This window comes from Pseudomonas sp. K2I15, assembly GCF_002204795.1.
Lineage (GTDB): Bacteria > Pseudomonadota > Gammaproteobacteria > Pseudomonadales > Pseudomonadaceae > Aquipseudomonas.
The window spans coordinates 71,355-96,045 of sequence record NZ_NIXO01000007.1 but is presented as its reverse complement, the minus strand read 5'-3'; the positions used below and the strand labels follow the sequence as shown (position 1 = coordinate 96,045).

25 protein-coding genes and 1 pseudogene are annotated in these 24,691 nt (G+C 61.8%); 23 read left to right on the top strand and 3 right to left on the bottom strand.

From position 1 onward, the window contains the following. Positions 1-8 precede the first annotated feature (8 nt). The 4 genes from mscK to CEC48_RS07175 all read left to right on the top strand — a co-directional run bounded on the left by mscK (position 9) and on the right by CEC48_RS07175 (position 6,464). Entirely contained in the window at positions 9-3,359 is a 3,351-nt protein-coding gene (gene mscK, locus CEC48_RS07190) for a mechanosensitive channel MscK (protein ID WP_088423102.1), read from the top strand. 49 nt (positions 3,360-3,408) lie between these two features. Further along, positions 3,409-4,872 (top strand): protein adenylyltransferase SelO, encoded by a 1,464-nt coding sequence (gene selO, locus CEC48_RS07185; protein ID WP_088423101.1) that lies wholly within the window; start codon positions 3,409-3,411, stop codon positions 4,870-4,872. A gap of 132 nt (positions 4,873-5,004) precedes the next feature. Then, entirely contained in the window at positions 5,005-5,280 is a 276-nt protein-coding gene (locus CEC48_RS07180) for a hypothetical protein (protein ID WP_088423100.1), read from the top strand. Between the two features lie 53 nt (positions 5,281-5,333). Beyond that, positions 5,334-6,464, top strand: coding sequence for an MFS transporter (locus CEC48_RS07175; RefSeq protein ID WP_256579678.1), 1,131 nt, complete (start codon positions 5,334-5,336; stop codon positions 6,462-6,464). 28 nt (positions 6,465-6,492) lie between these two features. Here CEC48_RS07175 and CEC48_RS07170 read toward each other — a convergent pair. Next, a pseudogene (locus tag CEC48_RS07170) lies at positions 6,493-6,711 on the bottom strand (hypothetical protein); the annotation flags it as partial. Positions 6,712-6,795: 84 nt separating this feature from the next. On the opposite strand from CEC48_RS07170, the gene trxC reads away from it, so the two are divergent. Next, complete coding sequence (trxC, locus tag CEC48_RS07165) at positions 6,796-7,230, top strand: thioredoxin TrxC (protein ID WP_088423097.1); 435 nt, start codon at positions 6,796-6,798, stop codon at positions 7,228-7,230. On the opposite strand, the gene CEC48_RS07160 is transcribed toward trxC, so the two are convergent. Together CEC48_RS07160 and CEC48_RS07150 are read right to left on the bottom strand one after the other, a co-directional pair. Continuing rightward, a complete protein-coding gene (locus CEC48_RS07160; RefSeq protein WP_088423096.1) occupies positions 7,218-7,454 on the bottom strand; it encodes a DUF6124 family protein in 237 nt (78 codons plus the stop codon). The two genes, trxC and CEC48_RS07160, sit on opposite strands and share 13 nt — an antisense overlap. A gap of 288 nt (positions 7,455-7,742) precedes the next feature. Then, entirely contained in the window at positions 7,743-8,513 is a 771-nt protein-coding gene (locus tag CEC48_RS07150; RefSeq protein ID WP_088423094.1) for a ParA family protein, read from the bottom strand. Between the two features lie 347 nt (positions 8,514-8,860). Between CEC48_RS07150 and CEC48_RS07145 the strand changes: the two genes are divergently transcribed. The 18 genes from CEC48_RS07145 (at position 8,861) to CEC48_RS07060 (ending at position 24,668) form a co-directional block, all read left to right on the top strand. Further along, entirely contained in the window at positions 8,861-9,583 is a 723-nt protein-coding gene (locus CEC48_RS07145) for a beta-ketoacyl synthase chain length factor (RefSeq protein ID WP_088423093.1), read from the top strand. Further along, entirely contained in the window at positions 9,559-10,371 is an 813-nt protein-coding gene (locus CEC48_RS07140) for a 1-acyl-sn-glycerol-3-phosphate acyltransferase (protein WP_088423092.1), read from the top strand. The genes CEC48_RS07145 and CEC48_RS07140 overlap by 25 nt, the downstream gene beginning before the upstream one ends. Next, on the top strand, positions 10,349-10,618 hold the full coding sequence (locus CEC48_RS07135; protein WP_088423091.1) for a phosphopantetheine-binding protein: 270 nt from the start codon (positions 10,349-10,351) through the stop codon (positions 10,616-10,618). The genes CEC48_RS07140 and CEC48_RS07135 overlap by 23 nt, the downstream gene beginning before the upstream one ends. A gap of 9 nt (positions 10,619-10,627) precedes the next feature. Beyond that, a complete protein-coding gene (locus CEC48_RS07130; protein ID WP_003209389.1) occupies positions 10,628-10,882 on the top strand; it encodes an acyl carrier protein in 255 nt (84 codons plus the stop codon). After that, on the top strand, positions 10,879-11,424 hold the full coding sequence (locus CEC48_RS07125; protein ID WP_088423090.1) for a hypothetical protein: 546 nt from the start codon (positions 10,879-10,881) through the stop codon (positions 11,422-11,424). The genes CEC48_RS07130 and CEC48_RS07125 overlap by 4 nt, the downstream gene beginning before the upstream one ends. Next, the gene (locus tag CEC48_RS07120) at positions 11,421-13,091 is read left to right on the top strand and encodes an acyl-CoA synthetase family protein (RefSeq protein ID WP_088423089.1); all 1,671 of its coding nucleotides are present in this window, start codon (positions 11,421-11,423) and stop codon (positions 13,089-13,091) included. The genes CEC48_RS07125 and CEC48_RS07120 overlap by 4 nt, the downstream gene beginning before the upstream one ends. A gap of 185 nt (positions 13,092-13,276) precedes the next feature. Continuing rightward, the gene (locus CEC48_RS07115; protein ID WP_088423088.1) at positions 13,277-14,011 is read left to right on the top strand and encodes a glycosyltransferase family 2 protein; all 735 of its coding nucleotides are present in this window, start codon (positions 13,277-13,279) and stop codon (positions 14,009-14,011) included. Further along, complete coding sequence (locus tag CEC48_RS07110; RefSeq protein ID WP_088423087.1) at positions 14,008-14,943, top strand: glycosyl transferase; 936 nt, start codon at positions 14,008-14,010, stop codon at positions 14,941-14,943. Before CEC48_RS07115 ends, CEC48_RS07110 begins: the two co-directional genes overlap by 4 nt. Then, positions 14,927-16,468 carry a histidine ammonia-lyase gene (hutH, locus tag CEC48_RS07105; protein WP_088423086.1) on the top strand — a complete coding sequence of 514 codons (1,542 nt, stop codon included), beginning with the start codon at positions 14,927-14,929 and terminating at the stop codon, positions 16,466-16,468. Before CEC48_RS07110 ends, hutH begins: the two co-directional genes overlap by 17 nt. Further along, positions 16,461-16,886, top strand: coding sequence for a thioesterase family protein (locus tag CEC48_RS07100; protein WP_088423085.1), 426 nt, complete (start codon positions 16,461-16,463; stop codon positions 16,884-16,886). Before hutH ends, CEC48_RS07100 begins: the two co-directional genes overlap by 8 nt. Next, positions 16,883-17,578, top strand: coding sequence for an outer membrane lipoprotein carrier protein LolA (locus CEC48_RS07095; RefSeq protein ID WP_088423084.1), 696 nt, complete (start codon positions 16,883-16,885; stop codon positions 17,576-17,578). The genes CEC48_RS07100 and CEC48_RS07095 overlap by 4 nt, the downstream gene beginning before the upstream one ends. Beyond that, entirely contained in the window at positions 17,568-19,886 is a 2,319-nt protein-coding gene (locus tag CEC48_RS07090) for an MMPL family transporter (protein ID WP_088423083.1), read from the top strand. The genes CEC48_RS07095 and CEC48_RS07090 overlap by 11 nt, the downstream gene beginning before the upstream one ends. Further along, positions 19,883-20,617: a class I SAM-dependent methyltransferase gene (locus CEC48_RS07085; protein WP_088423082.1), complete on the top strand. Its 735-nt coding sequence runs from the start codon at positions 19,883-19,885 to the stop codon at positions 20,615-20,617. The genes CEC48_RS07090 and CEC48_RS07085 overlap by 4 nt, the downstream gene beginning before the upstream one ends. Next, positions 20,614-21,096 carry a hypothetical protein gene (locus CEC48_RS07080; RefSeq protein WP_176438682.1) on the top strand — a complete coding sequence of 161 codons (483 nt, stop codon included), beginning with the start codon at positions 20,614-20,616 and terminating at the stop codon, positions 21,094-21,096. Before CEC48_RS07085 ends, CEC48_RS07080 begins: the two co-directional genes overlap by 4 nt. After that, positions 21,093-22,259, top strand: a complete 1,167-nt coding sequence (locus CEC48_RS07075; protein ID WP_088423080.1) for a beta-ketoacyl-[acyl-carrier-protein] synthase family protein — start codon at positions 21,093-21,095, stop codon at positions 22,257-22,259. The genes CEC48_RS07080 and CEC48_RS07075 overlap by 4 nt, the downstream gene beginning before the upstream one ends. After that, positions 22,256-22,717, top strand: coding sequence for a hotdog family protein (locus tag CEC48_RS07070; RefSeq protein ID WP_088423079.1), 462 nt, complete (start codon positions 22,256-22,258; stop codon positions 22,715-22,717). The genes CEC48_RS07075 and CEC48_RS07070 overlap by 4 nt, the downstream gene beginning before the upstream one ends. After that, positions 22,714-23,442, top strand: coding sequence for a 3-oxoacyl-ACP reductase FabG (fabG, locus tag CEC48_RS07065; protein ID WP_088423078.1), 729 nt, complete (start codon positions 22,714-22,716; stop codon positions 23,440-23,442). The genes CEC48_RS07070 and fabG overlap by 4 nt, the downstream gene beginning before the upstream one ends. After that, positions 23,442-24,668, top strand: a complete 1,227-nt coding sequence (locus CEC48_RS07060; protein ID WP_088423077.1) for a beta-ketoacyl-ACP synthase — start codon at positions 23,442-23,444, stop codon at positions 24,666-24,668. Before fabG ends, CEC48_RS07060 begins: the two co-directional genes overlap by 1 nt. The last annotated feature ends 23 nt before the right edge of the window (positions 24,669-24,691 follow it).

The window sequence follows — 24,691 nt, the reverse complement described above, 5'->3', positions numbered from 1 at the left end:
CGGTCTCTATGACAACCCTGCGTACTTTCCTCGCCACTGCCCTGCTGGGCCTGACTCTCTGCGTCGGCACCGTACACGCTGCCGACCCGCCCAGCATCGACTCCGTCCAGCAAACCCTGGACAAGCTGCCCGACCGCAAGCTGCCCGACGCCGACATGAAGGCGCTGCAAACCATCCTGCAGCAGACCCTCACCTACCTCGGCAACCAGCAGGACTACCAGCAGCGCCTGGTCGACCTCAAGCGCCAGCTGGAAGACGCGCCGCGCCAGACCGTCGACAACCAGCGCGAACTGACCCGGCTCAAGGCCACCAAGGTGATTCCGGTCGCCCAGCGCTACGCCACCTTGCCGGTGCCGCAACTTGAACAACTGCTGGTGCAGCGCACCACCCAGCAAGGCGACCTGCAAAAGGAACTGGCCGACGCCAACAGCCTGACCATCGCCGCCCAGACCCGCCCCGAGCGCGCCCAGACCGAAATCAGCAGCAGCCAGACGCGTATCCAGCAGATCAACGCGATCCTCAAGGCCGGCAAAGACAACGGCAAGACCCTCAGCGGTGACCAGCGCAACCAGCTGAACGCCGAGCTGGCCGCCCTAAACGCCCTGATTCCCTTGCGCCGCCAGGAATTGGCCGGTAACAGCCAATTGCAAGACCTGGGCAACAGCCAGCATGACCTGGTGCTGGAGAAAACCGCCCGCCTGGAGCAGGAAATCCAGGACCTGCAAACCCTGATCAACCAGAAGCGCCTGGCCCAATCCCAGGAAACCGTGACCCAGCAGTCCATCGAGGCCCAAAAGGCCGGTGGCAGCAGCCTGCTCGCCACGGAAAGCGCGGCCAACCTGAAGCTGTCCGACTACCTGCTAAAAAGCACCGACCGGCTCAACGAACTGACCCAGAAAAACCTGCAAACCAAGCAGCAACTGGACAGCGTGACCCAAAGCGACTCGGCCCTGGACGAGCAGATCAACGTGCTCAAGGGCAGCCTGTTGCTGTCCAAGATCCTCTACAAACAGAAACAGGCCTTGCCGCGCCTGACCGTAGACCGCGACCTGGCAGACGACATCGCCAACATTCGCCTGTACCAGTTCGAGGTCAACCAACAACGTGAGCTGATCAACAGTCCCAGCACCTACGTCGATAACCTGCTGGCCTCCCAGCCCCCCGACCAGGTCACTGCGCAGTTGCGCCGCACCTTGCTGGAACTGGCGATTACCCGCAGCGACTTGCTGGAACGCCTGAGTCGTGAACTGAGCGCACTGCTCAACGAATCCATCACCCTGCAACTGAACCAGAAACAACTGCTGAGCACCGCCACCACGTTGCGGGCGACCCTCGACGAGCAGATGTTCTGGATTCCCAGCAACAAGCCGCTGGACACCGAATGGCTGGAAACCGTACCGGCGCACTTGAGCAAACAGGTGACTACCCTGCCGTGGGCCTCCAGCGTCAGCGAGCTGTATGACGGCCTGACCCAGCGCCCACTGCTGTTCCTGCCGTTGCTGCTGTTGATCGGCGCGCTGCTGTGGCGTCGCAGCTATCTGTATGCCCGACTGAAAAAAATCCACATGGATATCGGCCACTTCAAGCGCGACAGCCAGTGGCACACGCCGGTGGCGATCCTGGTGAATATCGCGCTGGCGATGCCGGTGGCCCTGGGCCTGGCACTGTGCGGCTATGCGCTGCAGATCGATGCCCGCGGGCAAAACGCCAACCTCGGCGCGGCCTTGCTGCAGATCGCCCAGGCGTGGCTGGTGTTCTACACCGCCTATCGGATCCTCGCGCCCGGCGGCGTCGCCGAACTGCATTTCCGCTGGGAAAAACCCCAGGTCGAATTCCTCCAGGGCTGGGTGCGCAAGCTCGGGCTGGTGGTGCTGGCGTTGGTAGCGGTGGTAGCCATCGCCGAGCATCAACCGGCGGCGCTGGCGGACGACGTATTGGGCATCGGCGTGGTACTGACCTGCTACGCACTCATGGCCTGGTTGCTCAGCCGCCTGCTGCTCAACAGCCCGACCCACGAAAAAGCCTCGCTATTTCGCAAAGCCGTCGGCCTGGTGTTTACCGCGCTGCCGGTCGCGCTGTTTATTGCCGTATGTTTTGGCTACTACTACACCGCCCTAAAACTCAGCGACCGGTTGATCAACACCCTGTACCTGCTGATGTTCTGGCTGGTGATCGAAGCCACCTTCGTGCGTGGCCTGGGCGTTGCCGCGCGGCGCCTGGCCTATGCGCGGGCCCTGGCCAAACGCCAGGCGGCCAAGGAAGCGGGTGACGGAGAAGCGGTGATAGAAGAGCCGACCCTGGACATCGAACAGGTCAACGAACAGTCGATGCGACTGATCCGCCTGGCCTTGCTCGGCGGCTTTATCGCCGCGCTGTATTGGGTATGGTCGGACTTGATCTCGGTATTTTCCTACCTGGACAACGTCACCCTCTACGAATACACCAGCGGCACCGGCGCCAATATCAGCATGGTGCCCATCAGCATCGGCGACTTGCTGGGCGCGCTGATCATCATCGGCATTACCTTTGCCCTGGCGCGCAACCTGCCCGGTTTGCTGGAAGTGTTGGTGCTGTCCAAGCTCGACCTGGCCCAGGGCAGCGCCTACGCCACCACAACCTTACTGTCCTACGTGATTGCCGGCGTCGGCTTTGTCTCCACCCTGTCGACACTCGGCGTGAGCTGGGACAAGTTGCAATGGCTGGTGGCCGCGCTGTCGGTGGGATTGGGCTTTGGTATGCAGGAGATCTTCGCCAACTTCATCTCCGGCATCATGATCCTGTTCGAGCGCCCGGTACGGATCGGCGACACCATCACCATCGGCAACCTGTCGGGCACGGTGAGCAAAATCCGCATCCGCGCCACCACCATCACCGACTTCGACCGCAAGGACATCATTGTCCCGAACAAAACGTTCATCACCGGACAACTGATCAACTGGTCTCTGACCGACACCATCACCCGGGTCACCCTGAAACTGGGTGTGGACTACGGTTCGGATCTGGATCGGGTGAAGGAATTGCTGCTCAAGGCGGCCCGTGATAACCCGCGTGTGCTGAAGGACCCGGAACCCCACGTGTACTTCCTCAACTTTGGCGAAAGCACCCTGGACCACGAGTTGCGCATGCACGTGCGCGACCTGGGCGACCGCAACCCGGTAATCGATGAGGTCAACCGCTTCATCAACCGCGAGTTCAAGAAAGAGCACATCAACATCTCGTTCCGGCAGATGGAGGTGTACCTGAAAAACCTGCACGGCCAGGAATACAAACTGGTGCCGGTGGAAGAAGAAAACAAAACCCTCCTGCCGCCCGCCAAGGACCAGGACGTACAAGAGCCCCCGCCTGCCAAACTCGACTAAACCCGCTATCCCCAGCAGAATGGTCGGACATTCTGCTGGAGATGGCCCGTTGAAAGCCCTCGACGAACTGACCTTCGACAACCGCTTCGCCCGCCTGGGCGACGGCTTCTCAACCCACGTGCTGCCCGAGCCCATCGACGAACCGCGCTTGGTGGTGGCGAGCGAGGCGGCCATGGCGCTGCTGGATCTCGACCCTGCCCTGGCCGAAACGCCGGTATTCGCCGAATTGTTCGGCGGGCACACATTGTGGGCCGAGGCCGAGCCGCGCGCGATGATCTATTCAGGGCATCAGTTTGGCTCTTACAACCCGCAACTGGGTGATGGGCGCGGATTGTTGCTGGGCGAAGTTTACAACCAAGCGGGCGAGCACTGGGACCTGCACCTCAAGGGCGCCGGGCAAACCCCGTATTCGCGCATGGGCGATGGGCGTGCGGTGCTGCGGTCGTCGATTCGGGAGTTTCTGGCGTCGGAAGCGTTGCATGCGCTGGGTATTCCGAGCAGTCGGGCACTGTGTGTAATCGGCTCGACCACGCCCGTTTGGCGCGAGAAACAGGAGCGCGCCGCCATGGTGCTGCGCCTGGCGCATAGCCATGTGCGCTTTGGGCATTTCGAATATTTCTACTACACCAAAAAGCCTGAATTGCAGAAGCAACTGGCGGAGCACGTGTTGTCGCTGCACTTCCCGGAGTGCATGGAGCAGCCCGAGCCGTACCTGGCGATGTTCCGTGAAATTGTCGAGCGCAATGCAGAGTTGATCGCCAAGTGGCAGGCCTATGGGTTCTGCCATGGGGTGATGAACACCGACAACATGTCGATCCTCGGCATCACCTTCGACTTCGGGCCGTTTGCGTTTCTGGATGATTTTGACGCGCAGTTCATCTGCAACCACTCGGATCATGAAGGGCGTTATTCCTTCAGCAATCAGGTGCCGATTGGGCAGTGGAACTTGAGCGCGCTGGCCCAGGCGTTGACACCGTTTATCAGTGTGGAGGCGTTGCGGGAAACGCTGGGGCTGTATCTGCCGTTGTTCCAGGCCCATTACCTGGACCTGATGCGCCGCCGATTGGGCCTCACCACCGCCGAAGATGACGACCAGAAACTGGTGGAGCGCCTGTTGCAACTGATGCAGAACAGCGGCGTCGACTACACCTTGTTCTTCCGCCGGTTGGGGGATGAATCAGCAGCGCTTGCCGTGGCGCGGTTGCGCGACGATTTTGTCGACCTCAAGGGGTTTGATGAGTGGGCCGAACTGTACAAGGCCCGTGTGGAGCGCGAAGCCAGTGGCACAGAAGAGCAGCGGCGTGAGCGGATGCATGGGGTGAATCCGCTTTATATCCTGCGCAACTATTTGGCGCAGAACGCCATCCAGGCGGCGGAGCTTGGGGATTACAGCGAAGTGCGCCGGCTGCATGAAGTGCTGACCAAACCGTTTGAAGAGCAGCCGAGGATGGAACAATACGCCCAGCGGCCGCCGGATTGGGGGAAGCATTTGGAGATTAGTTGTTCATCGTAGGAGTTAAACCCGAGCGACATATAAAGAAATGAATACCGGACGCGCCTGACATCATTAAACATCTCTTAGGCCTAGGGTTGGCCTGTTGCAATCATGCAACAAACCTAAGCAGATATGAAATGGAGGTGCGTCATGGGCGTCGATGTTCCAAACCTGGAGTCGGTGGGCGATCACGCTACACCCGAGAAATATTCCGCTGTCCGTCTACACATGGACTTGTCCTTCCCTCACCACTACCTTTCCCAGGTCAATGCCTGGCTGGAAAAGCGGGCATGGAAGCCACTTGAGCTGTTTTTGGTTGAGCGATATCCACAGCACAAAGAAGTAATAGCGCTGTGGCTCAAAGGGAGCCAAGCCAGGGCCGAGGCGAATGAGCCTGTCGCCACTCTGCGCGCAGTGAATACGTAAGCAGTGGTACAGAGGAGCTGGAGCATCAGGCCGTGACCCCAGGCCTTAGGGTCGTGGTGGCCAGGACGCTGGTCAGTGCGGTTGTTTTCGACGCTCTTGTTCCTCTTTCTCCGTTAATCGCTCAGGACTTGAGTGTTTCTCCGGCATTCTTTCAAGGCATGCTCGGCTTGTGCCTGATGGCTTTCGCATTCAGCCAGTTGTTTTCAACGCCACTGGTCAACCGGCTGGGAACCAGCGTCAGCCTGGCCGGTGCATCGGTGCTGATCGCGCTGCTATGTGTCGCAGTGGCGTTATCAACAAGCGCTCTCATGCTATCGATCATCTTTACTTTCATGTTCATCGCCAACGCGGTGGCAGCAACCTCTTCACGCCTTTGGCTACGTCAACGACTCGGGCAAACAACCTTCCAAAGCGCAACAGCTTATCTCTTGAGTGCGATTAGCGTCCTTACGGTACTAAGCCCGCCGACTCTGCTGGCGGCAGCCTCGTTTTGGGGGTGGAGATGGGTTTTTGGCGTACTCGGTTGCCTGCTTTTTATAATCGGCCTGGGACTTCTGGCCACTCATCACGGCAAGGCAACCGACCAAGGCCAACAGGCTGCAACTGAAACCCAATCTTTACTAGGGAAACACCCGAAATTCATCTGCGGTTTACTGCTTGCACTCCTGATACAGAGCGCCTTCACACAGTTGAACCTCAGCAAGGCGTTTGCCCTGCAGGGAGTTTTTCATCTCTCACCACAAGCAACAGGCATGATCCTTTCAGGTTGGGCGGCGCTGGTAGCGGCAGGTTTTTTCTTTTCAGGGAAAGCCGTCACACGATTCAGTGACGCCCAACGCCTAAATGCAGGATCCGCCTCTCAGTGCCTCGCCGCACTGTTGATGGTAGCGGCATGGCTACATGTCGATATCTACCTTTACCTGGCAGCTGCAGCAGCAACCAGTATTGCCTTCTGCATTTTGTTGCCCCTTGCGACCGGCTGGGCACTGGATATCGACGCGTCTCACCAAGCCAAAGCTTCTGCGGTTTTCGGATGCATCACTGTGGCCGGGGCAGGATTATTAACCTGGCTAGGGTCTCAATGGAATGCACCACTGCTTTTCACTCTGATGCTGGTGATTGGGGGTTGTGCTGTGGGCAACGTGTTTGCCTGCCAGCTGGCACGAAAGAAGATTGGGCACTGATGGCTTATGACTAACGCTATTAGCCATTTACAGGCATCGGACGATGCTCAAGGTCATAACCTTCGATCCAATCACCGATGATATCTAACATCCCAATCAGCGCGTGGCTTTCGTCCTCCCCAACCTCATCCAGCAACTCGTCGAGCGCCATAACCAAAATATCGTAATCCTTCTCGGTCTTGGGCTTACGCAAGAGAGCAGAAACAAAAGGCCAATGTTCGATAGCCTGCTTGACGATTTCGCTCATGTTGCCCTCTCTTTCAGTTGTTCCTTGATAAACCAAGTCGTCGGCTCCAAATAGAACCCATTGGCAACTTTCACGGAGCCCAGCATGTCCGACTCTCTAGTAATTCCCTGCCCCCACTGCAACGGTCTTAACCGCATCCCCAACGAACGCCTGGGCGATGCACCAAAGTGCGGGCGCTGTAAGCAGCCGGTGCTGCTGAGCAAACCCTTTGAGCTGAAACAGGGCGATTACGCCAGCCAGATCAAAGGCGATTTACCCCTCTTGGTGGATGTGTGGGCCGAATGGTGCGGGCCGTGCAAGTCGTTTGCGCCGGTGTTTGAGCAGGCCGCCGGGCAGTTGGCCGGGAAGCGCCGATTGGCCAAGCTCGATAGCGAGGCCAATCAGCAGTTATCCGCTCAGTTGGGGATTCGCTCGATTCCCAGCCTGATCCTGTTCAAGAATGGCCGGGAAGTGGCGCGCCAGAGCGGGGCGTTTCCGTTGCCGCAGTTGATTAGCTGGCTGCGCAGTCAGGGCGTTTGAGGTAGCGGAACGCCTCGGTCCATCACTTGCCCCATCAGCAGTACGCCCAATTCGCTCAGTTGATGAATGGCCAACGCGACATCGCGCTGCTTGCCGGTGAGATCATCGGAAAGGTCGAGCAAGAGGGTAGTGACTGAGGAGAAGGTTTCGTAGGTGTTGAGGATAAGGGTTTCGGTGGTTTGATCGGGGGTAACTGTGAAGAGGCTGGGGGTAGTTCTAAGCATAATCGACGCTCCTGGATTGAACGACGCCTCTCACAGGCTACTAAACCCGATCGCTGAGAATTCAGCGACCGGGCAACCTTAGAGACGCCCATCCAGACGCACAAGCCAGCGGATTCCGGCGTAACTGTAGGCAACGGCGCAAGACGACGATTTCTCTGTAGGAACAGAGACCCAATGTGGGAGCGGGCTTGCTCGCGAAGGCGGTGGGTCAGTCAATAAAGGTGTCGACTGATCCACCGCATTCGCGAGCAAGCCCGCTCCCACATGGGTTTTGTGTTGCCCGCTAAATCACGCGTTTTCCAGCAGGTTATGCAACTCCACAAACTGCTGCGTCAGCTTGTGCCGTGGGTCCAGGTGGATCAGCGGCATGTTCGCCTGGTGCGATTCACGCATGCGCACCGAGCTGGTCAGGTACACCGGCAACACCGGCAACCCTTCGGCAATCAATTCATCCAGCATCTGCTGCGGCAAGCTCGCACGGGCCTGGAACTGGTTGACCACGATCCCTTCCACTTCCAGCGCTTCATTGTGGTCTTCCTTCAATTCTTCAATCTCTGCCAGCAGACCATACAGCGCCTGGCGGGAGAAGCTGTCGCAATCGAAGGGGATCAACACGCGATCAGCGGCAATCAGCGCTGAAACGGCATAAAAGTTCAACGCCGGCGGCGTATCCAGGTAGATCCGGTCGTAGTCCTCGCTCAATTCATCCAGCAGCTTTCGCAGCTTGTTGATCTTGTGCTTGGCCTCGAGCTTGGGCTGCAGGTCTGCCAGTTCCGCGGTGGCGGTGATGACGTGCAGGTTGTCGAACGGGGTTTCGTAGATATCCACCTGGTTTTTCTTCGAAAACGGCCCGGAAGACAGGGTCTGCTTGAAGAAATCGGCGATTCCCATGGGGATATCGTCGCCGGTCAGCCCGGTGAGGTACTGGGTTGAGTTGGCTTGGGCATCGAGGTCCACCAACAGGGTTCGATAGCCTTCGCTGGCGCTGACCGCCGCCAGGTTGCAGGCAATGCTGGACTTACCAACACCGCCTTTTTGGTTGAACACCACGCGCCGCATGGAAAAACCTCCGTGTATCAATGAATGACCGAGTGTAGAGGGCAAAAGCGCCGGTTAGCTACCTCGTTTGTTCCTGTACTACAGCATCAGAGGCTCTATCTCGCACAACAATTTCCCATCCGCCCGACAAAGCAGGAATTGCCTGACACCTGCCGCCCCACCTGCATGATCGACAATCCGTAATTCTTTCCTCCGAAATTGTAATCAGCCGTGAACAATTCTTTACCAAAGTTTGCTAGAACCCCGCAGCACCGGGATAATGCGCCCCACTCGGCTATTGCTCCCTGTCCCGGTATTCGGGGCCAACAGCCGCACAAGGAAGCCCGCAGGGGCGGGATAACTTCTCAGTGATCAATTTCAACATCGCCCAATGGCGTGCCTGGGCCCCCGGGCTCGAAAGCGCGGACGACTGGTGCGCCTGGTGCCGCCAACCAACGTTGCTCGCCAGCAGCGACGCTGCCCCTGATGTGTCGTTCCTGCCGGCCATGCAGCGCCGGCGCCTGAGCCGCCTGGCGCGCATGGCCTTCAGTGTGGGCTGGCCACTGGCCGAAGGCCTGCAACAGCTGCCATTGGTGTTTGTTTCCCGCCACGGCGAAACCCCGCGCACCCTCGATATTCTCAGCGACCTGGCCCACGACGAGCCCCTGTCGCCGACCCAGTTCAGCCTGTCGGTGCACAACGCGGTAATTGGCCTGTGGTCGATCCTGCGCAATGAAACCAGCGAAATGACTGCCCTCGCTGCGGCCGGCGATGGCCTGGAGCACGGCATGCTCGAAGCGGCCGCCTTGCTCAACGAAGGTGCACCGGCTGTATTGCTGATCATTACCGAGGAACAGCCGCCCGAGGCCTATGCCCGCTGGATCGACGACGTGCCGTTTCCGTATGCCCTCGGCCTGCTGCTGACGCCGGGCGACGAGTGGCAACTGGAACTGAATACGGCCGCTGTCCAACCCACCACCAAAGCCCAGTGGCCCCACGCCCTGAACCTGCTGCGCACCCTGCTGAACGAGCAGGGCGCCTGCCAACATGCCTGGAAGAACCGAGTATGGAACTGGCAACGCAAGCCCTGACCGAAAAGCCCCGGCAGGCCTACTACTGGCGCCTTTTCGCCACCGCTGCCGCCTTCGTCCTGTTTGGCGTCGGCGGCCTGTGCCTGCGCCTGCTGGTATTTCCGCTGCTCAGCTGCCTGCCGGGCGGCGCTAAACAGCATCAGCGGCGCGCGCGCCACACCATCAGTTGCCTGTTTTGGTTTTTTATCCGCTTGATGACGCGCCTGGGCATTCTGACCTACAGCGTCGAAGGCGCAGAAAAGCTCGGCCGCCCCGGCCAGATGATCATCGCCAACCACCCCTCGCTGGTGGACGTGGTGTTCCTGATCGCCCTGATGCGCCAGACCAACTGCGTGGTCAAGCAGAGCCTGTGGCAGAACCCGTTCACCCGTGGGCCGGTACGCGACGCCGGCTACATCAGCAACGACGGCAGTGCCGACATGCTCGACGCCGCCGCCGAAGCCTTGCGGGACGGCCAGACCCTGATCATTTTTCCGGAAGGCACCCGCACCTCGCCGGGCCAGGCACCGACCTTTCATCGCGGCGGCGCCGCCATTGCCCTGCGAGGTGCGAGCATCATCACCCCGGTGGTGATCAAGGTCAGCCCCACCACCCTAACCAAGGCCGAACCCTGGTATCGCATCCCGAATCGCCGTTTTCACTTCAGTTTGCGCGTGGGTGCCGATATAGAACCACAGGCGTTTGCCGCACAAGGGCCCGCGCCCCAGGCTTCACGCAAGCTCAACGATTACCTGCATCAGTATTTTATTAAGGAGCTCGCCGAAGATGAGCGACCAACACCGCCTTGAGCACGACATAAAAACGCTGATCATCGAGGCCCTGGGCCTGGAAGACATCAGCGAGAGCGACATCGGCAACGAGCAAACCCTGTTCGGCGAAGGCCTTGGCCTGGATTCAGTCGACGCCCTGGAATTGGGCCTGGCCATCCAGAAAAAGTACGGCATCAAGATCGATGCCGACGCCAAGGACACCCGCAATCACTTCACCAACGTGACCAGCCTCGCGGCGTTCGTCACGGCCCGACAGGCTGCTTGAGACCGTACCATGCAAACTCGTGACGATATTTTCAACACCTTGCGCGACGCCCTGGTGGAACTGTTTGAACTGGAACCTGAACGCGTCACGCTCGACGCCAACCTGTACCAGGACCTGGAAATCGACAGCATTGATGCGGTGGACCTGATCGACCACATCAAGCGCCAGACCGGCAAGAAAATCGCCGCCGAAGAGTTCAAGGCCGTGCGCACCGTGAACGACGTGGTCGAGGCGGTCTACCGTCTGGTTCAACCGGCCGCATGAGCCGGCTGATCGGCCTTGGCCTGTTGCTGGCGGGGCTGCTGTACCCTTTTGCGGTGTATTACGGCACGGAGCATTTTGCGCCGTGGCAATTTGGCCTGCTGCTGGGCAGCCTGTGGCTGTTGCGCGCCCTGACCGGGGCCAGGCGCCCGGGCACCCGCTGGATGGCGGCGGCGATCATCGTCTTTTGCCTGCTGCTCGCCTGGTTCGACAACCCGCAGATGCTGCGCTGGTACCCGAGCCTGGTCAGCGCGTTCATGCTGGCGCTGTTTGGCCTGAGCCTGAAATACGGGCCGCCGATGGTCGAGCGCCTGGCGCGCATGACCGAGCCGCAATTGCCCGAAAAAGCGGTTGTGTATACCCGCCAGGTCACCGTGGTGTGGAGTGTGTTTTTTCTGTGTAACGGCCTGCTCGCCGCCGCCCTCACCCTGTGGGCGCCGCTGAGCTGGTGGACGTTGTACAACGGCATGATCGCCTACGGGCTGATGGGGCTGTTGTTTGCCGTGGAATGGCTGGTACGACAAAGGGTTCGAGGCCGCGTATGAATTGGTTGAATCTTGAGCACTTGCTGCTTGAGCCTGCAGGTCAGCGTTTGGTTACCACCGAACCTGCCCTTGATCACCCACAGCTGTGGGAGAAATCCCTGAGCCTGGCCGCCGGGTTACAAGCCCGGGGCATTCAGCGCCTGGCGGTGCACCTGGAAGATGCCGGCATGTTGGCGATCGCCCTGCTGGGTGCGTGGCGAGCCGGAGTCAGCGTGCTGCTGCCCGCCGACCTGCAACCGCAAACGCGCCAACGCTGGGACGATGCCGTCGACGCCTGGCTGACCGAGGCCGGCGATCTGGACGCGCTTTATCAAGCGCCATTAAGCGCTGCAGCCCTGGACCTGGACGCCTGCGGCCTGAGCCTGTGCACCTCCGGCTCCAGCGGCGAACCCAAGCGTATCGATAAAACCCTGCGCCAGATGGCCAACGAGGTCCAGGCGCTGGAAACCCTGTGGGGCGCCGACCTGGGCGAGGCCTGCATCATCGGCAGCGTCGCCACCCAACATATCTATGGCTTGCTGTTCCGGGTGCTGTGGCCGCTGTGCGCCGGGCGTACCTTTGTGCGCCAGCAACTGGCATTCCCCGAGGACTTGCAGCGCGCCAGCCGCGAGCATTCGCAATTCGCCTGGGTCGCCAGCCCGGCACTGCTCAAGCGCATGGGCGACAACCTCGACTGGCCGGCGCTGACACCGGTCAAACGAGTGTTCTCCTCCGGCGGTGCCTTGCCCCTTGAAGCCGCCAGCAGCCTGCATCAACGCTTGCAGCAATGGCCGACAGAAATCCTCGGCAGCTCGGAAACCGGTGGCATCGCCTGGCGCCAGGGCGAACAACTGTGGCAGCCGTTTGCCGACGTGCAACTGAGCCAGGATGCCGACGGCGCTTTGCGCATCGAGTCCCCGTACCTGCCCGCCGGCCATATCGAACAAACTGCCGATGCCGCAAAAATCCATGGCGACGGCCGCTTCGAATTGCTGGGCCGACTGGACCGCATCGTCAAGCTGGAAGAGAAACGCATCTCCCTGCCGATGCTCGAACAGGCGCTGACGGAGCATGCCTGGGTCGCCGAAGCGCGCCTGGGCGTGGTACAGGAAAACCGTGCCTTCCTCGGCGCCCTCGTGGTGCTCAGCGGCGACGGTTTGCATGCCCTGCGCAACCAAGGCCGGCGCACCGTCACTCAAACCCTGCGCGAGCACTTAAGCCAACACTGCGAAGCCCTGGCCCTGCCCCGCCGCTGGCGCCTGTTGCGCCAATTGCCGCTGAACACCCAAGGCAAGCTTCCCCAGGCCGACGTCGAAGCCCTGCTGCTGGCGCCACGACCGAAAGCGCCGGAAGTGCTGGCGCAAGTCGAAGCCAACGGTGAATGGACCCTGCAACTGGCGATCCCGCCGGACCTCGCCTACTTCAGCGGCCACTTCCCGCAAACCCCGGTGCTGCCGGGTGTGGTGCAAGTGGATTGGGCGCTGAACCTGGGCCAGCAACTGCTCAACCTGCCAGGGCAATTTGCCGGGATGGAAGTGCTCAAGTTCCAGCAACTGGTGCGCCCGGATGACCGGATCGAACTGCACCTGCGGTTCGACCAGGAGCGCGGCAAGCTGTACTTCGCCTACCGCAATGAGACAGCGGCCTGCTCCAGTGGCCGGATTCTTTTGGAGCTGGCGAGTGAATAAGCTTTCATGGCACAGCCGCTCTTTGTGGCGAGGGAGCTTGCTCCCGCTGGAGTGCGCAGCACTCCCAACCCAGGCACTGCGGTTTATCAGGCAGATCTCTGTCGCCCGTATTGGGGCCGCTTCGCAGCCCAGCGGGAGCAAGCTCCCTCGCCACAAAAAGCGCTTCTGCCAACGGAGTGCCTGTTATGCATAACCCCTGCGCCCTGATCCCGGTCTACAACCACGAAGCCGCCGTGCCTGCCGTGGTCCGCACCGTGCTGGACAGCGGCCTCCCGTGCCTGCTGGTAGACGACGGCAGCAGCCCCGCCTGCGCCGCCGTCCTGGCGCAACTGGCAACCCTCGACAACGTATCCCTGCTGACCTTGCCCACCAACCAGGGCAAGGGCGCCGCCGTCATGGCCGGCTTTCGCGAAGCCGCACGCCTGGGCTTCACCCATGCCCTGCAAGTGGACGCCGACGGCCAGCACGACCTGCGGGAAGTCGGTACTTTCCTCGACGCCTCACGCACCCACCCAAACGCGGTGATCTGCGGCTACCCGGAATACGACGACAGCGTGCCCAAAGGCCGCCTTTACGCGCGCTACCTGACCCACGTGTGGGTGTGGATCAACACGTTGTCGCTGCAAATCCGCGATTCGATGTGCGGCTTTCGCGTGTACCCATTGCCACCGACCCTGGCCTTGATGGACTCGGCCAATATCGGCAAGCGCATGGATTTTGACTCCGACATCCTGGTGCGCCTGGCATGGCGCAACCAACCAATGCGCTGGCTGCCGACCAAGGTGCATTACCCCGCCGACGGCTTGTCGCACTTTCGCCTGGTGCACGACAACGCGCTGATTTCCTCGATGCACACCCGGCTGTTCTTCGGCATGTTGGTACGCGCCCCGATGATCCTCTGGCACCGGTGGAAAGCATGACCCAGGACACCAAGCACTGGGCCGACCGCGAAGAACGCGGCAGTTTCTGGCTGATGAAATTCACCGCATTCGCCGCCAAGGTTCTCGGGCGCAGGCTGTTGAGCCCGCTGCTGTACGGCATCGTTCTGTACTTCTTCCTGTTCGGCCGCACGGCCCGCCAAAGCGCCTGGCAGTACCAACAGCGCCTGGCCGACTGGAGCCAACGCGACGACCTGCGCCCCACCCACAGAAGGGTCTTCGGGCAGTTCATGGCGTTTGCCGACGCCCTGCTGGACAAGCTCGACGTGTGGAACGGCAAGCTGCGCCTGGAACAGATCGAAATCATCGACCCGGCACAACTGCGCGGCCAGCTACGCAGCGAGCGCGGGCAGATGCTGGTGGGCGCACACCTGGGCAATCTTGAGGTGTGCCGCGCCCTCGCCGAGCTGGGCGAAAAGGTCACGATGAATGTGCTGGTGCACACCAAGCACGCCGAACGTTTCAACCGGATATTGGGCGAAGCCGGGGCAACCAATTTGCGCCTGATCCAGGTCAGCGAACTGGACCCAGCGGTGATGATGATGCTCAGCCAGCGCCTGGACGACGGCGAGTGGCTGGCGATTGCCGGCGACCGTGTGCCACTGCATGGCGGGCGCACGGTGCGGGTGGATTTTCTCGGCCATGACGCCGCCTTCCCCCAAGGCCCGTGGCTGCTGGCCGGCCTGCTGAAATGCCCGGTCAACTTGCTGATGTGCTTGAAGCATCAGGGCCGTTATCGCCTGATCATCGAGCCGTTTGCCCAACTGATCGAATGGAAACGCAGCGACCGCCAGCAGGTGATCGCACAATGGACCGCCCACTACGCCGAGCGCCTGGGCCAGTTCTGCCTGGAAGCGCCCCAACAATGGTTCAACTTTTACCCTTTCTGGAAGACCGATGACGACGCATCTTGAGCCGGTAACCTTCGGCGAAATACCCCTGCGCATCGAAGACGTGCTGGCCCTGGCCAACCGTCAGGCGCCGACTCAACTGCAAGCCGATGCCCAGTACCGCCAGCGTATCGCCAAGGGCGCGCAGTTCCTGGATTCGTTGCTGGACAAAGAAGGCGTGATCTACGGCGTGACCACCGGCTACGGCGACTCGTGCGTGGTGGCGGTGCCGTTGCAGCACGTCGAAGCGCTGCCCCGCCACCTCTACACCTTCCACGGCTGCGGCCTGGGCAAGTTGCTGGACGCGCAAGCCACCCGCGCCGTGCTGGCGGCGCGGTTACAGTCGCTGTGCCACGGCGTGTCTGGCGTGCGCGTGGAGTTGCTGGAACGCCTGCACGCGTTCCTCGAATTCGACGTGCTGCCGCTGATTCCGGAAGAAGGTTCGGTGGGCGCCAGCGGTGATTTGACGCCACTGTCTTACGTGGCCGCGACCCTGTCTGGCGAGCGCGAAGTGATGTTCCGTGGCGAACGTCGCGAGGCCGCCGACGTGCACCGCGAACTGGGCTGGGACCCGCTGGTTCTGCGCCCCAAGGAAGCCCTGGCCTTGATGAACGGCACCGCCGTGATGACCGGCCTCGCGTGCCTGGCCTTCGCCCGCGCCGACTACCTGCTGCAACTGGCCACGCGCATCACCGCACTGAACGTGGTGGCGCTGCAAGGCAACCCGGAGCATTTCGACGAGCGCCTGTTCGCCGCCAAGCCGCACCCGGGGCAGATGCAAGTCGCCGCCTGGCTGCGCAAGGATCTGGCGATTGACGCACCCACTGCGCCGCTTCACCGCCTGCAAGACCGCTACTCATTGCGCTGCGCGCCCCACGTTTTGGGCGTGTTGGCCGACAGCCTGAACTGGCTGCGTTCGTTCATCGAGATCGAACTCAACAGCGCCAACGACAACCCGATTATCGACGCCGAAGAAGAGCGCGTACTGCACGGCGGCCACTTCTACGGCGGCCACATCGCGTTCGCCATGGACAGCCTCAAGACCCTGGTGGCCAACGTCGCCGACCTGCTGGACCGCCAGCTCGCGCTGCTGGTAGACGTGCGTTACAACCACGGCCTGCCGAGCAATTTGTCGGGCGCGCCGGCCGAGCGGGCGATGATCAACCACGGTTTCAAGGCCGTGCAGATTGGCACCAGCGCCTGGACCGCCGAAGCACTGAAAAACACCATGCCGGCCAGCGTGTTCTCGCGCTCCACCGAGTGCCACAACCAGGACAAGGTAAGCATGGGCACCATCGCTGCCCGCGATGCGATTCGCGTGCTGGAACTGACCGAACAAGTCGCCGCCGCCACTTTGCTCGCCGCCAACCAGGGCGTGTGGCTGCGTGCCCAAGCCGAAGACGCACGCCCGTTGCCACCGGCACTGGCCTCCATGCACATCGAGTTGGCCAAGGATTTCCCGCCGGTCATCGAAGACCGCGCACTGGAAGGCGAACTGCGCCTGTGCCTCAAGCGCATCGCCGAGCAACACTGGAGGCTGCATGCGTAGCCAGGGCGTGTTGCATTGCGACACTGAAATCCTCGTACCGTTTTTTGATATCGACACCATGAACGTGGTGTGGCACGGGCACTACGTGAAGTACCTGGAAGTCGCCCGCTGCGCCTTGCTGGACAAGCTCGGCCATAACTACACGGCGATGCTGGAAGCGGGCTACGCCTGGCCGGTGATCGACATGCAACTGCGTTATGTGCGCGGCGCGACCTTCGGCCAGACCATCAATGTGCGCGCCAGCCTGGTGGAGTGGGAGAACCGTTTGAAGGTCAATTACCTGATCAGCGACAAGGCCACCGGCGAGCGCCTGACCCGCGCCAGCACCGTGCAAGTGGCGGTAGAAATCGCCAGCCGCGAGATGCAGTTGGCCTCGCCAAAAATATTCACAGACGCCGTAGAGAGAGCCTTGAAATGAGATTCCCTGTGGGAGCGGGCTTGCTCGCGAAGATCGTCAACGCTAACACTGAGTACCTGACACTCCGCGGCACCCTCAGGCTCTTCGCGAGCAAGCCCGCTCCCACAGGAATCGCGTTCATTCTGTTTTTAGGCATTCCAGGGCTGGCCCACGCCTTCGACCTGCAACAACTCAGCGATCAGCTTGCAAAGCCGTCGGTGATCCACGGCAACTTCATCCAGGAAAAACACCTGCGCGCCCTGCCGCAACCACTGACCAGCAAGGGCACCTTTGTCCTGGCCAAGGATCACGGCCTGCTGTGGCTGCTTAAAACCCCGCTGCAGCAGGACTACCGCATCAGCGCCAACGGCATCGCCCGGCGTGACGCCAACGGCTGGCAATTGCTGCCGAACAAGAGCGCCGGCGCCGAGCAGAATCGTTTGTTCCTCGCGGTGTTGCAGGGCGACAGCAGCGGTTTGCAGCGTGACTTCGAGCTGCAACTGCAAGGTGAAGCGCAGCAGTGGAAACTCACGTTGATCCCGCGCTCGCTGCTGCTCAAGCAGGTGTTCACCCAGATCAATATCGACGGCGGCGACCTGGTGCAGAAAATCGAACTGCTGGAAACCCAGGGCGACAGCACCGTACTGCGCATGCAAGACAGCACCAGCAGCCAGCCCTTGAGCGACGCGGAGCAACACGACTTTGCCGAGTGAACGCTGGTTGCCGCGCCTGTTCCTGATCCTGCTGGTAGCCGTGTTGGCCCTGGCGGGCTGGCAATGGCGCCATGGCGCGCCGCTGTCGGCGAACCTGATGGAGCTGGTGCCCGGCACCGCACCGGACGCCCTGGAGCTGCGCGCCGAACAACGCATGCAGGAACCACTGAACCGCGAAATGCTGGTGCTGGTGGGGCATGCCGACCGGCAAAAAGCGGTGGCCGTGGCCCAACAATTGGGCGAGCGCTGGCAGGCCAGCGGCCTGTTTGAAAAGGTCCAGTGGAACCTGCAAGCCGACCTGCCGGCCCTGCGTCAGCAGTTGCTGCAAGGCCGGCTGGCGATGCTCTCGGCCAAGGACCGCGAGCAGTTGATCGACGAGCCCCAAGCGTTTATTCAACAGCGGGTCCAGTCGCTGTTCGACCCCTTCACCGGCTTCAGCCTGGTGCCAAGCCAGGACGATTGGCTGGGCCTCACCGGGCGCATCCAGAACAGCCAGCCGCAGCACGGTTCGGTACAGCTGGATATCGGCAGCGGCGCGCTGATCGCCGATGCCGACGGCAAAAGCTGGGTGCTGCTGCGTGCGCGTACCACCGGCAATGCCTTCGACATGAAACTGCCGCTGCAAGTGGCCGAATTACTCAAGGCCAGCCGCGATCAGGCCGACCAGCAAGGCGCGCAATTGCTCGCCGCCAGCGGCCTGTTGTACGCGGCCAATGGTCAGCAGCAGGCAACGCGGGAAATCACATGGGTCGGCGGCGGCGCGACAGTCGGGATTCTGTTGCTGTTGCTGTTGGCCTTCCGGCGCTGGCGAGTATTGCTGGCATTTGTGCCGGTGCTGGTGGGCATGCTGTTTGGTGCCGTGGCCTGTGTGGCGCTGTTCGGGCATATGCATGTGATCACGCTGGTGTTGGGCTCGAGCCTGATCGGCGTGGCGGTGGATTACCCGCTGCATTACCTGTCCAAGAGCTGGAGCATGAGCCCGTGGCGCAGTTGGCCGGCCTTGCGCCTGACCTTGCCGGGCTTGAGCCTGAGCCTGGCCACCAGTTGCATCGGCTACCTGGCCCTGGCGTGGACGCCGTTCCCGGCGTTGACGCAAATCGCGGTGTTCTCCGCGGCGGGCCTGGTGGGTGCTTACCTGTCGGCCGTGTGCCTGCTGCCGGCGTTGCTCAAAGGCGTCGACCTGCGCCCGGCCCAATGGCCGCTGCGCATTGCCGAGTTCCTGCTGAGCGTGCGCGAGTCGCTGCTCAAGCGCCTGCCGAGCCCGGTGTTGCTGGTACTGGTGCTGGTGTTTTGCGGCGGCGGCCTATGGCACCTGAACAGCAAAAATGACATCCGCCAATGGATCGGCGCGCCCCCGCAGTTGCTGCAGGAAGCCCAGGCCGTTGCGCGCATTACCGGGTTTCAGCCCACCAGCCAGTTCTTTCTGGTGAGGGCGGACAATCAGCCGCAGTTGCTGGAGCGTCAAGCCGCGCTGAGCCAGCGTCTGGATCAGTTGGTGAACATGGATAAGCTCCAGGGTTACCTGGCGCTCAACCAGTTGGTCAGCGCGCCTGCCGAGCAACAGCAACTGCGTGACGCCCTGAACAAACTGCCGCAGTACTGGCAGCCGCTGCTGGACCTCGGCGTACCCGCTACCGCCCTGCAAGCCGAACTGACCCAGTTGCAAGCCCTGCCCACCGAAGACATCGACGCCGCACTGGTAGGCCCACTGGCTGAGCCGTGGCGCACGCTGTGGCTGGGCAACGTCGACGGCGGCGTGGCGGCGATGGTGAGCCTGCAAGGCTTGAACAACCCGGCCTTGCTGCGGGTGCAGGCCCTGGATTTGCCCGGCGTGCAGTTGGTGGACCGCCTGGGCGACTTGAACCAGGTGTTTGCCGCCACGCAGATCAGCGCCGCCGAATTGAAATTGATGTCTTGCGTGTTGATCGTGCTGTTGCTGATCCTGCCGTTCGGCTTCGGCGGTGCCTTGCGCATCGTCGCCCTGCCGTTGTTGGCGGCGCTGTGCAGCCTGGCCAGTCTTGGTTGGCTGGGGCAGCCGCTGACGTTGTTCAGCCTGTTCGGCCTGCTGCTGGTGACCGCCATCAGCGTCGACTACGCGATCCTGATGCGTGAACAAATTGGCGGCGCCGCCGTGAGCCTGTTGGGCACACTGTTGGCCGCCGTGACGACTTGGCTATCGTTCGGCCTGCTGGCTATTTCCAGCACACCGGCGGTGAGTAATTTTGGGCTGTCGGTGAGCCTGGGGCTGGCGTTCAGCTTCATGCTGGCGCCGTGGGCCGCCCCGTCCGGGACAAGGAAGAAAAGATGAGCAGCCAGTATTTAAGTAAGAACTACGTTGAGGAAACCAAATTTGGCTTCTGGTTCCTGCGCAGCCACACCTGGCAGCACCATGTGCTGCGCGTGGCGATCAACGACCTGCGCAGCCTGTTCAGCGACCCGCTGCCGGTTGCGCCGGTGCTGCTGGACGCCGGCTGCGGCCAGGGCAAGTCGTTCCAGTACTTGCAGCAGGTGTTCGCCCCCGAGCGCCTGATCGGCCTGGACGCCGACCCTCACAGCCTCGACCTGAGCCGTGCTGAAGCGGCGCGCCAGGACCTTGCCATCGAGTTGATCGGCAGCGATTGCGCCACCCTCGATGTGGCCGACGCCAGTGTCGATGTATTGTTCTGTCACCAGACCTTCCATCACCTGGTGGAACAACACCGCGCCCTGAAAGAGTTCTATCGGGTGCTCAAGCCGGGCGGCTATTTGCTGTTTGCCGAGTCCACCGAAGCCTACATCGACACCTGGGTGATTCGCTGGCTGTTCCGTCACCCGATGCATGTGCAAAAAAGCGCAGAAGAGTACCTTGAGATGATCCGCGAGCAGGGCTTTGAATTCGGCCCGCAGAACGTCTCGTACCCGTACCTGTGGTGGAGCCGCGCTACCGACTTCGGCCTGCTTGAGCGCTGGGGCCTGCGCCAGCCGCCACCTGCCGGCCAGCGCGAAGAAACCCTGGTCAACGTGGTTGCACGCAAACCTCTGGCGAGCACTCAAACATGATCCGAATGCTGTTGATCGGCTGCCTGTTGCTGCTGAGTGCCTGCGCCAGCCAGCCGCCGTTGCCGTCGAAAAATCCGCTGCTGAGCCTGCCGCTGCAACTGCACGTGCAGCGCGAACAGGACGGCCAGCGCCAGGACTGGTTGCTGGTGATGCAACGCGAAGGCGGCGGGATCCGCTGGTCGATGATGGACCCGCTGGGCATTCCCCAGGCCCGGCAGAAGTTGATCAACGGTGCCTGGCAGGCCGACGGTTTGTTGCCGCCCAATCCCCAGGCGCGGGAGCTGTTTGCCGCGCTGTTGTTTGCCCTGACCTCGTCGGATGAAGTCTCTGCGCTGTACCCCGGCACCCAGGAAAGGGACCTGATCCGCACTCTGGCGTCGCGCTGGAAGATTACCTATCACTCCTCCCTGGTGTTTCGTGTGGACGTGATTGGGCAACACCTGACCTACCGCATCTCGCCGCTTGAGGCCGCCCGATGACCGCCTACCTCAATGCCCTCGGCGTGATCTGCGCCCTGGGCCGCGACAAGCACGAAGTCAGCCGCAGCCTGTTTGCCGGCGACTGCTCCGGCATGCGTGCCGAAGGCGGCTGGGTGCCAGAACGAGTGTTGCCGGTGGCTGGCGTACACGGTGAGCTGACGGCAATCCCGCCCGGGCTGGAATCCCATCGCAGCCGCAATAACCAGTTGCTGCTGGAAGCGGCGTTGCAGATTGACGACGAGATCCGGCAGGCGATCCAGACCTTCGGCGCGTCCCGCATCGGTATCGTGCTGGGCACCAGCACTTCGGGCATCGACGAAGCCAGTCGCGGCATCGCCCACTACCTGCGGGAAAAGCAGTTCCCCAGCGAATATGACTACCAGCAACAGGAACTCGGCGCGCCGGCCAACTTCCTCGCTGACTGGCTGCAACTGAGCGGCCCGGCCTATGTGATTTCCACCGCCTGCACCTCCAGCGCGCGGGCGCTGATGAGTGCCCAGCGCCTGTTGGATCTGGGCGTGTGCGATGCGGTGATTTGCGGAGGCGTCGATACGCTGTGCAAGCTGACCCTCAATGGGTTTTCGTCGCTGGAAGCGGTGTCGTCGCAGCGCTGCAACCCGTTCTCGGCGAACCGCAACGGGATCAATATCGGCGAAGCCGCGGTGCTGTTCCTGATGAGCAAAACCCCGGCGCCGGTCGCGCTGCTGGGCAGCGGCGCCAGTTGCGACGCCCACCATATTTCCGCCCCCGAGCCCACCGGCAAGGGCGCATTGCAGGCGATGCGCAAGGCCCTGGCCAGCGCGAAACTGGCGCCCGGGCAGATCGGCTACCTGAACCTGCATGGCACCGCCACACAGCACAATGACGCCATGGAAGCCCTGGCGGTCGCGGCCCTGTTCCCGGACGGCGTGGCGTGTTCGTCGACCAAACCCATGAGTGGCCATACCCTGGGCGCTGCCGGTGCCTTGGAAGCGGCTTTCTGCTGGTTGAGCCTCGCTGAAGGCATGGTGCCGCCGCATGTCTGGGATGATCAGGCGGACCCCGAGCTGCCCGTATTGAAGTGGGCGTCGCCCGGCGAAACCCTGGAAAAACGCTGCCTGATGAGCAACTCGTTTGCCTTCGGCGGCAACAACGTCAGCCTGATTATCGGAGACGCCCCATGATTGACTGGCCGCTCGCCGAACTGCTGCCCCACGCCGGTGACATGATCCTGATCGATCAGGTGCTGAGCGTTGATGAAGAGCAGATTCACACCCGCCTGACGGTCAAGCCCACAGGCCTGTTCAACCGCGCCGACGGCAGCCTGCCCGCGTGGGTCGGCATTGAGTTGATGGCGCAAAGCGTCGCCGCCTACGCCGGTTGCCGCGCCCGCCAGAAAGGCGAAGCCGTGGAGCTGGGCTTCCTGCTGGGCACGCGCAAATTTGAGTGCAACGTCGAGCACTTTCCCGCAGGCAGCGAACTGACCATCCACGGCCTGCGTTCACTGGAAGACGACAACGGCATGGGTGTGTTCGAATGCCACCTCACCGGTGACGGTATCCAGGCGAGTGCACGCCTGAACGTATTTCGACCGCCCCAGGCGGCCAACTATTTAGATGAATCGAAGGACACCACGCCATGACTGAATCCGTATTGGTTACCGGCTCCAGCCGTGGCATCGGCCGCGCTATCGCTTTGCGCCTGGCCCAGGCCGGGCACGACATCGTGCTGCATTGCCGCAACGGGCGTGCCGAGGCGGATGCAGTGCAGGTCGAAATCGAAGTACTGGGCCGCAAGGCGCGGGTGTTGCAGTTCGATGTGGCGGACCGCGCCAGCTGCAAGGAGATTCTTGAAGCAGACGTGGAAACACATGGCGCGTATTACGGCGTGGTGCTCAACGCAGGGCTGACCCGCGATGGTGCATTCCCGGCGCTGTCGGAAGACGATTGGGACGTGGTGATGCGCACCAACCTCGACGGGTTCTACAACGTGCTGCACCCGGTGATGATGCCCATGATTCGTCGTCGCGCGGCGGGCCGTATCGTGTGCATTACCTCGGTGTCCGGATTGATCGGCAACCGTGGCCAGGTCAACTACAGCGCGTCCAAGGCCGGCTTGATCGGCGCCGCCAAGGCCCTCGCCATCGAGCTGGGCAAGCGCAAGATTACCGTCAACTGCGTGGCACCCGGGCTGATCGATACGGCGATGCTCGATGAAAACGTACCGGTGGAAGAACTGATGAAAATGATCCCGGCCCAGCGCATGGGCACCCCGGAAGAAGTCGCCGGGGCGGTGAATTTCCTGATGTCGGCGGAAGCCGGCTACATCACCCGCCAGGTGCTGGCCGTCAATGGAGGCCTGTGCTGATGAAACGCGTGGTGGTCACCGGCATGGCCGGCGTTACATCCCTGGGCAGCGATTGGGAAACCATCGCCGCCAACTTCCGCGCCAACCGCAGCGGCATCCGGCGCATGGACGAGTGGGACCGCTTCACCGAGCTGAACACGCGACTGGCCGGGCCGATCGATGATTTTGTGGTGCCCGCCCACTGGACCCGCAAGCAACTGCGCAGCATGGGCCGGGTTTCGCGCCTGGCGGTATGGGCGGCGGAACAGGCGCTGAAAGACGCGGGCTTGCTGGGCGACGAGTCGATAAAGGACGGGCGAATGGGCGTGGCCTGTGGCTCGTCCACCGGCAGCACCGACGAGATCAAGGCCTTCGGCAATATGCTGCTGAACTCGGTGGCCGAGGGGCTGAATGCCAACTCCTACGTGCGGATGATGCCCCACACCACGGCGGCGAATATCAGCATCTTCTTCGGCCTCACCGGCCGGCTGATCCCCACGTCCAGCGCCTGCACCAGTGGCAGCCAGGGCATTGGCTACGCCTACGAAGCCATCAAGTTCGGGCGCCTGCCGCTGATGTTGGCGGGTGGTGCTGAAGAACTGTGCCCCACCGAAGCCATGGTGTTCGATGCGCTGTACGCCACCAGCCTGAAAAACGACGCACCGCAAACCAGCCCGCGCCCCTATGACAGTGGCCGTGACGGTTTGGTGATCGGCGAAGGTGGCGGCATCCTGGTGCTCGAAGAGCTGGAACATGCACTGGCCCGCGGCGCACACATTCACGCTGAAATCGTCGGCTTCGGCAGCAACGCCGACGGCCAACACACCACACGCCCCGAACAGGTCACCATGCGCCGCGCCATGGAGCTGGCCCTGGAAGATGCCGGGCTGCAACCCGACGCCATCGGTTACGTGAACGGCCATGGCACCGCTACCGACCAGGGCGACATCGCCGAAACCCTGGCCACCAGCAGCCTGTTCGGCAGCCGCATGCCCATCAGTTCGCAGAAGAGTTTCCTCGGGCATACCCTGGGCGCGTGCGGCGCGCTGGAGTCGTGGTTCAGCATCGAGATGATGAACCGCGACCAATACGTGCACACCTTCAACCTTGATGAGATCGACCCGTGCTGCGGCGAGCTGGATTACCTGCAAGGTGAGTTCCGCGAGCTGCACAGCGACTACGTGATGAACAACAATTTTGCCTTTGGCGGCGTCAACACTTCGCTGATTTTCCGCCGCTGGGCCTGATTTTTTTACTGACTGGAGAAATG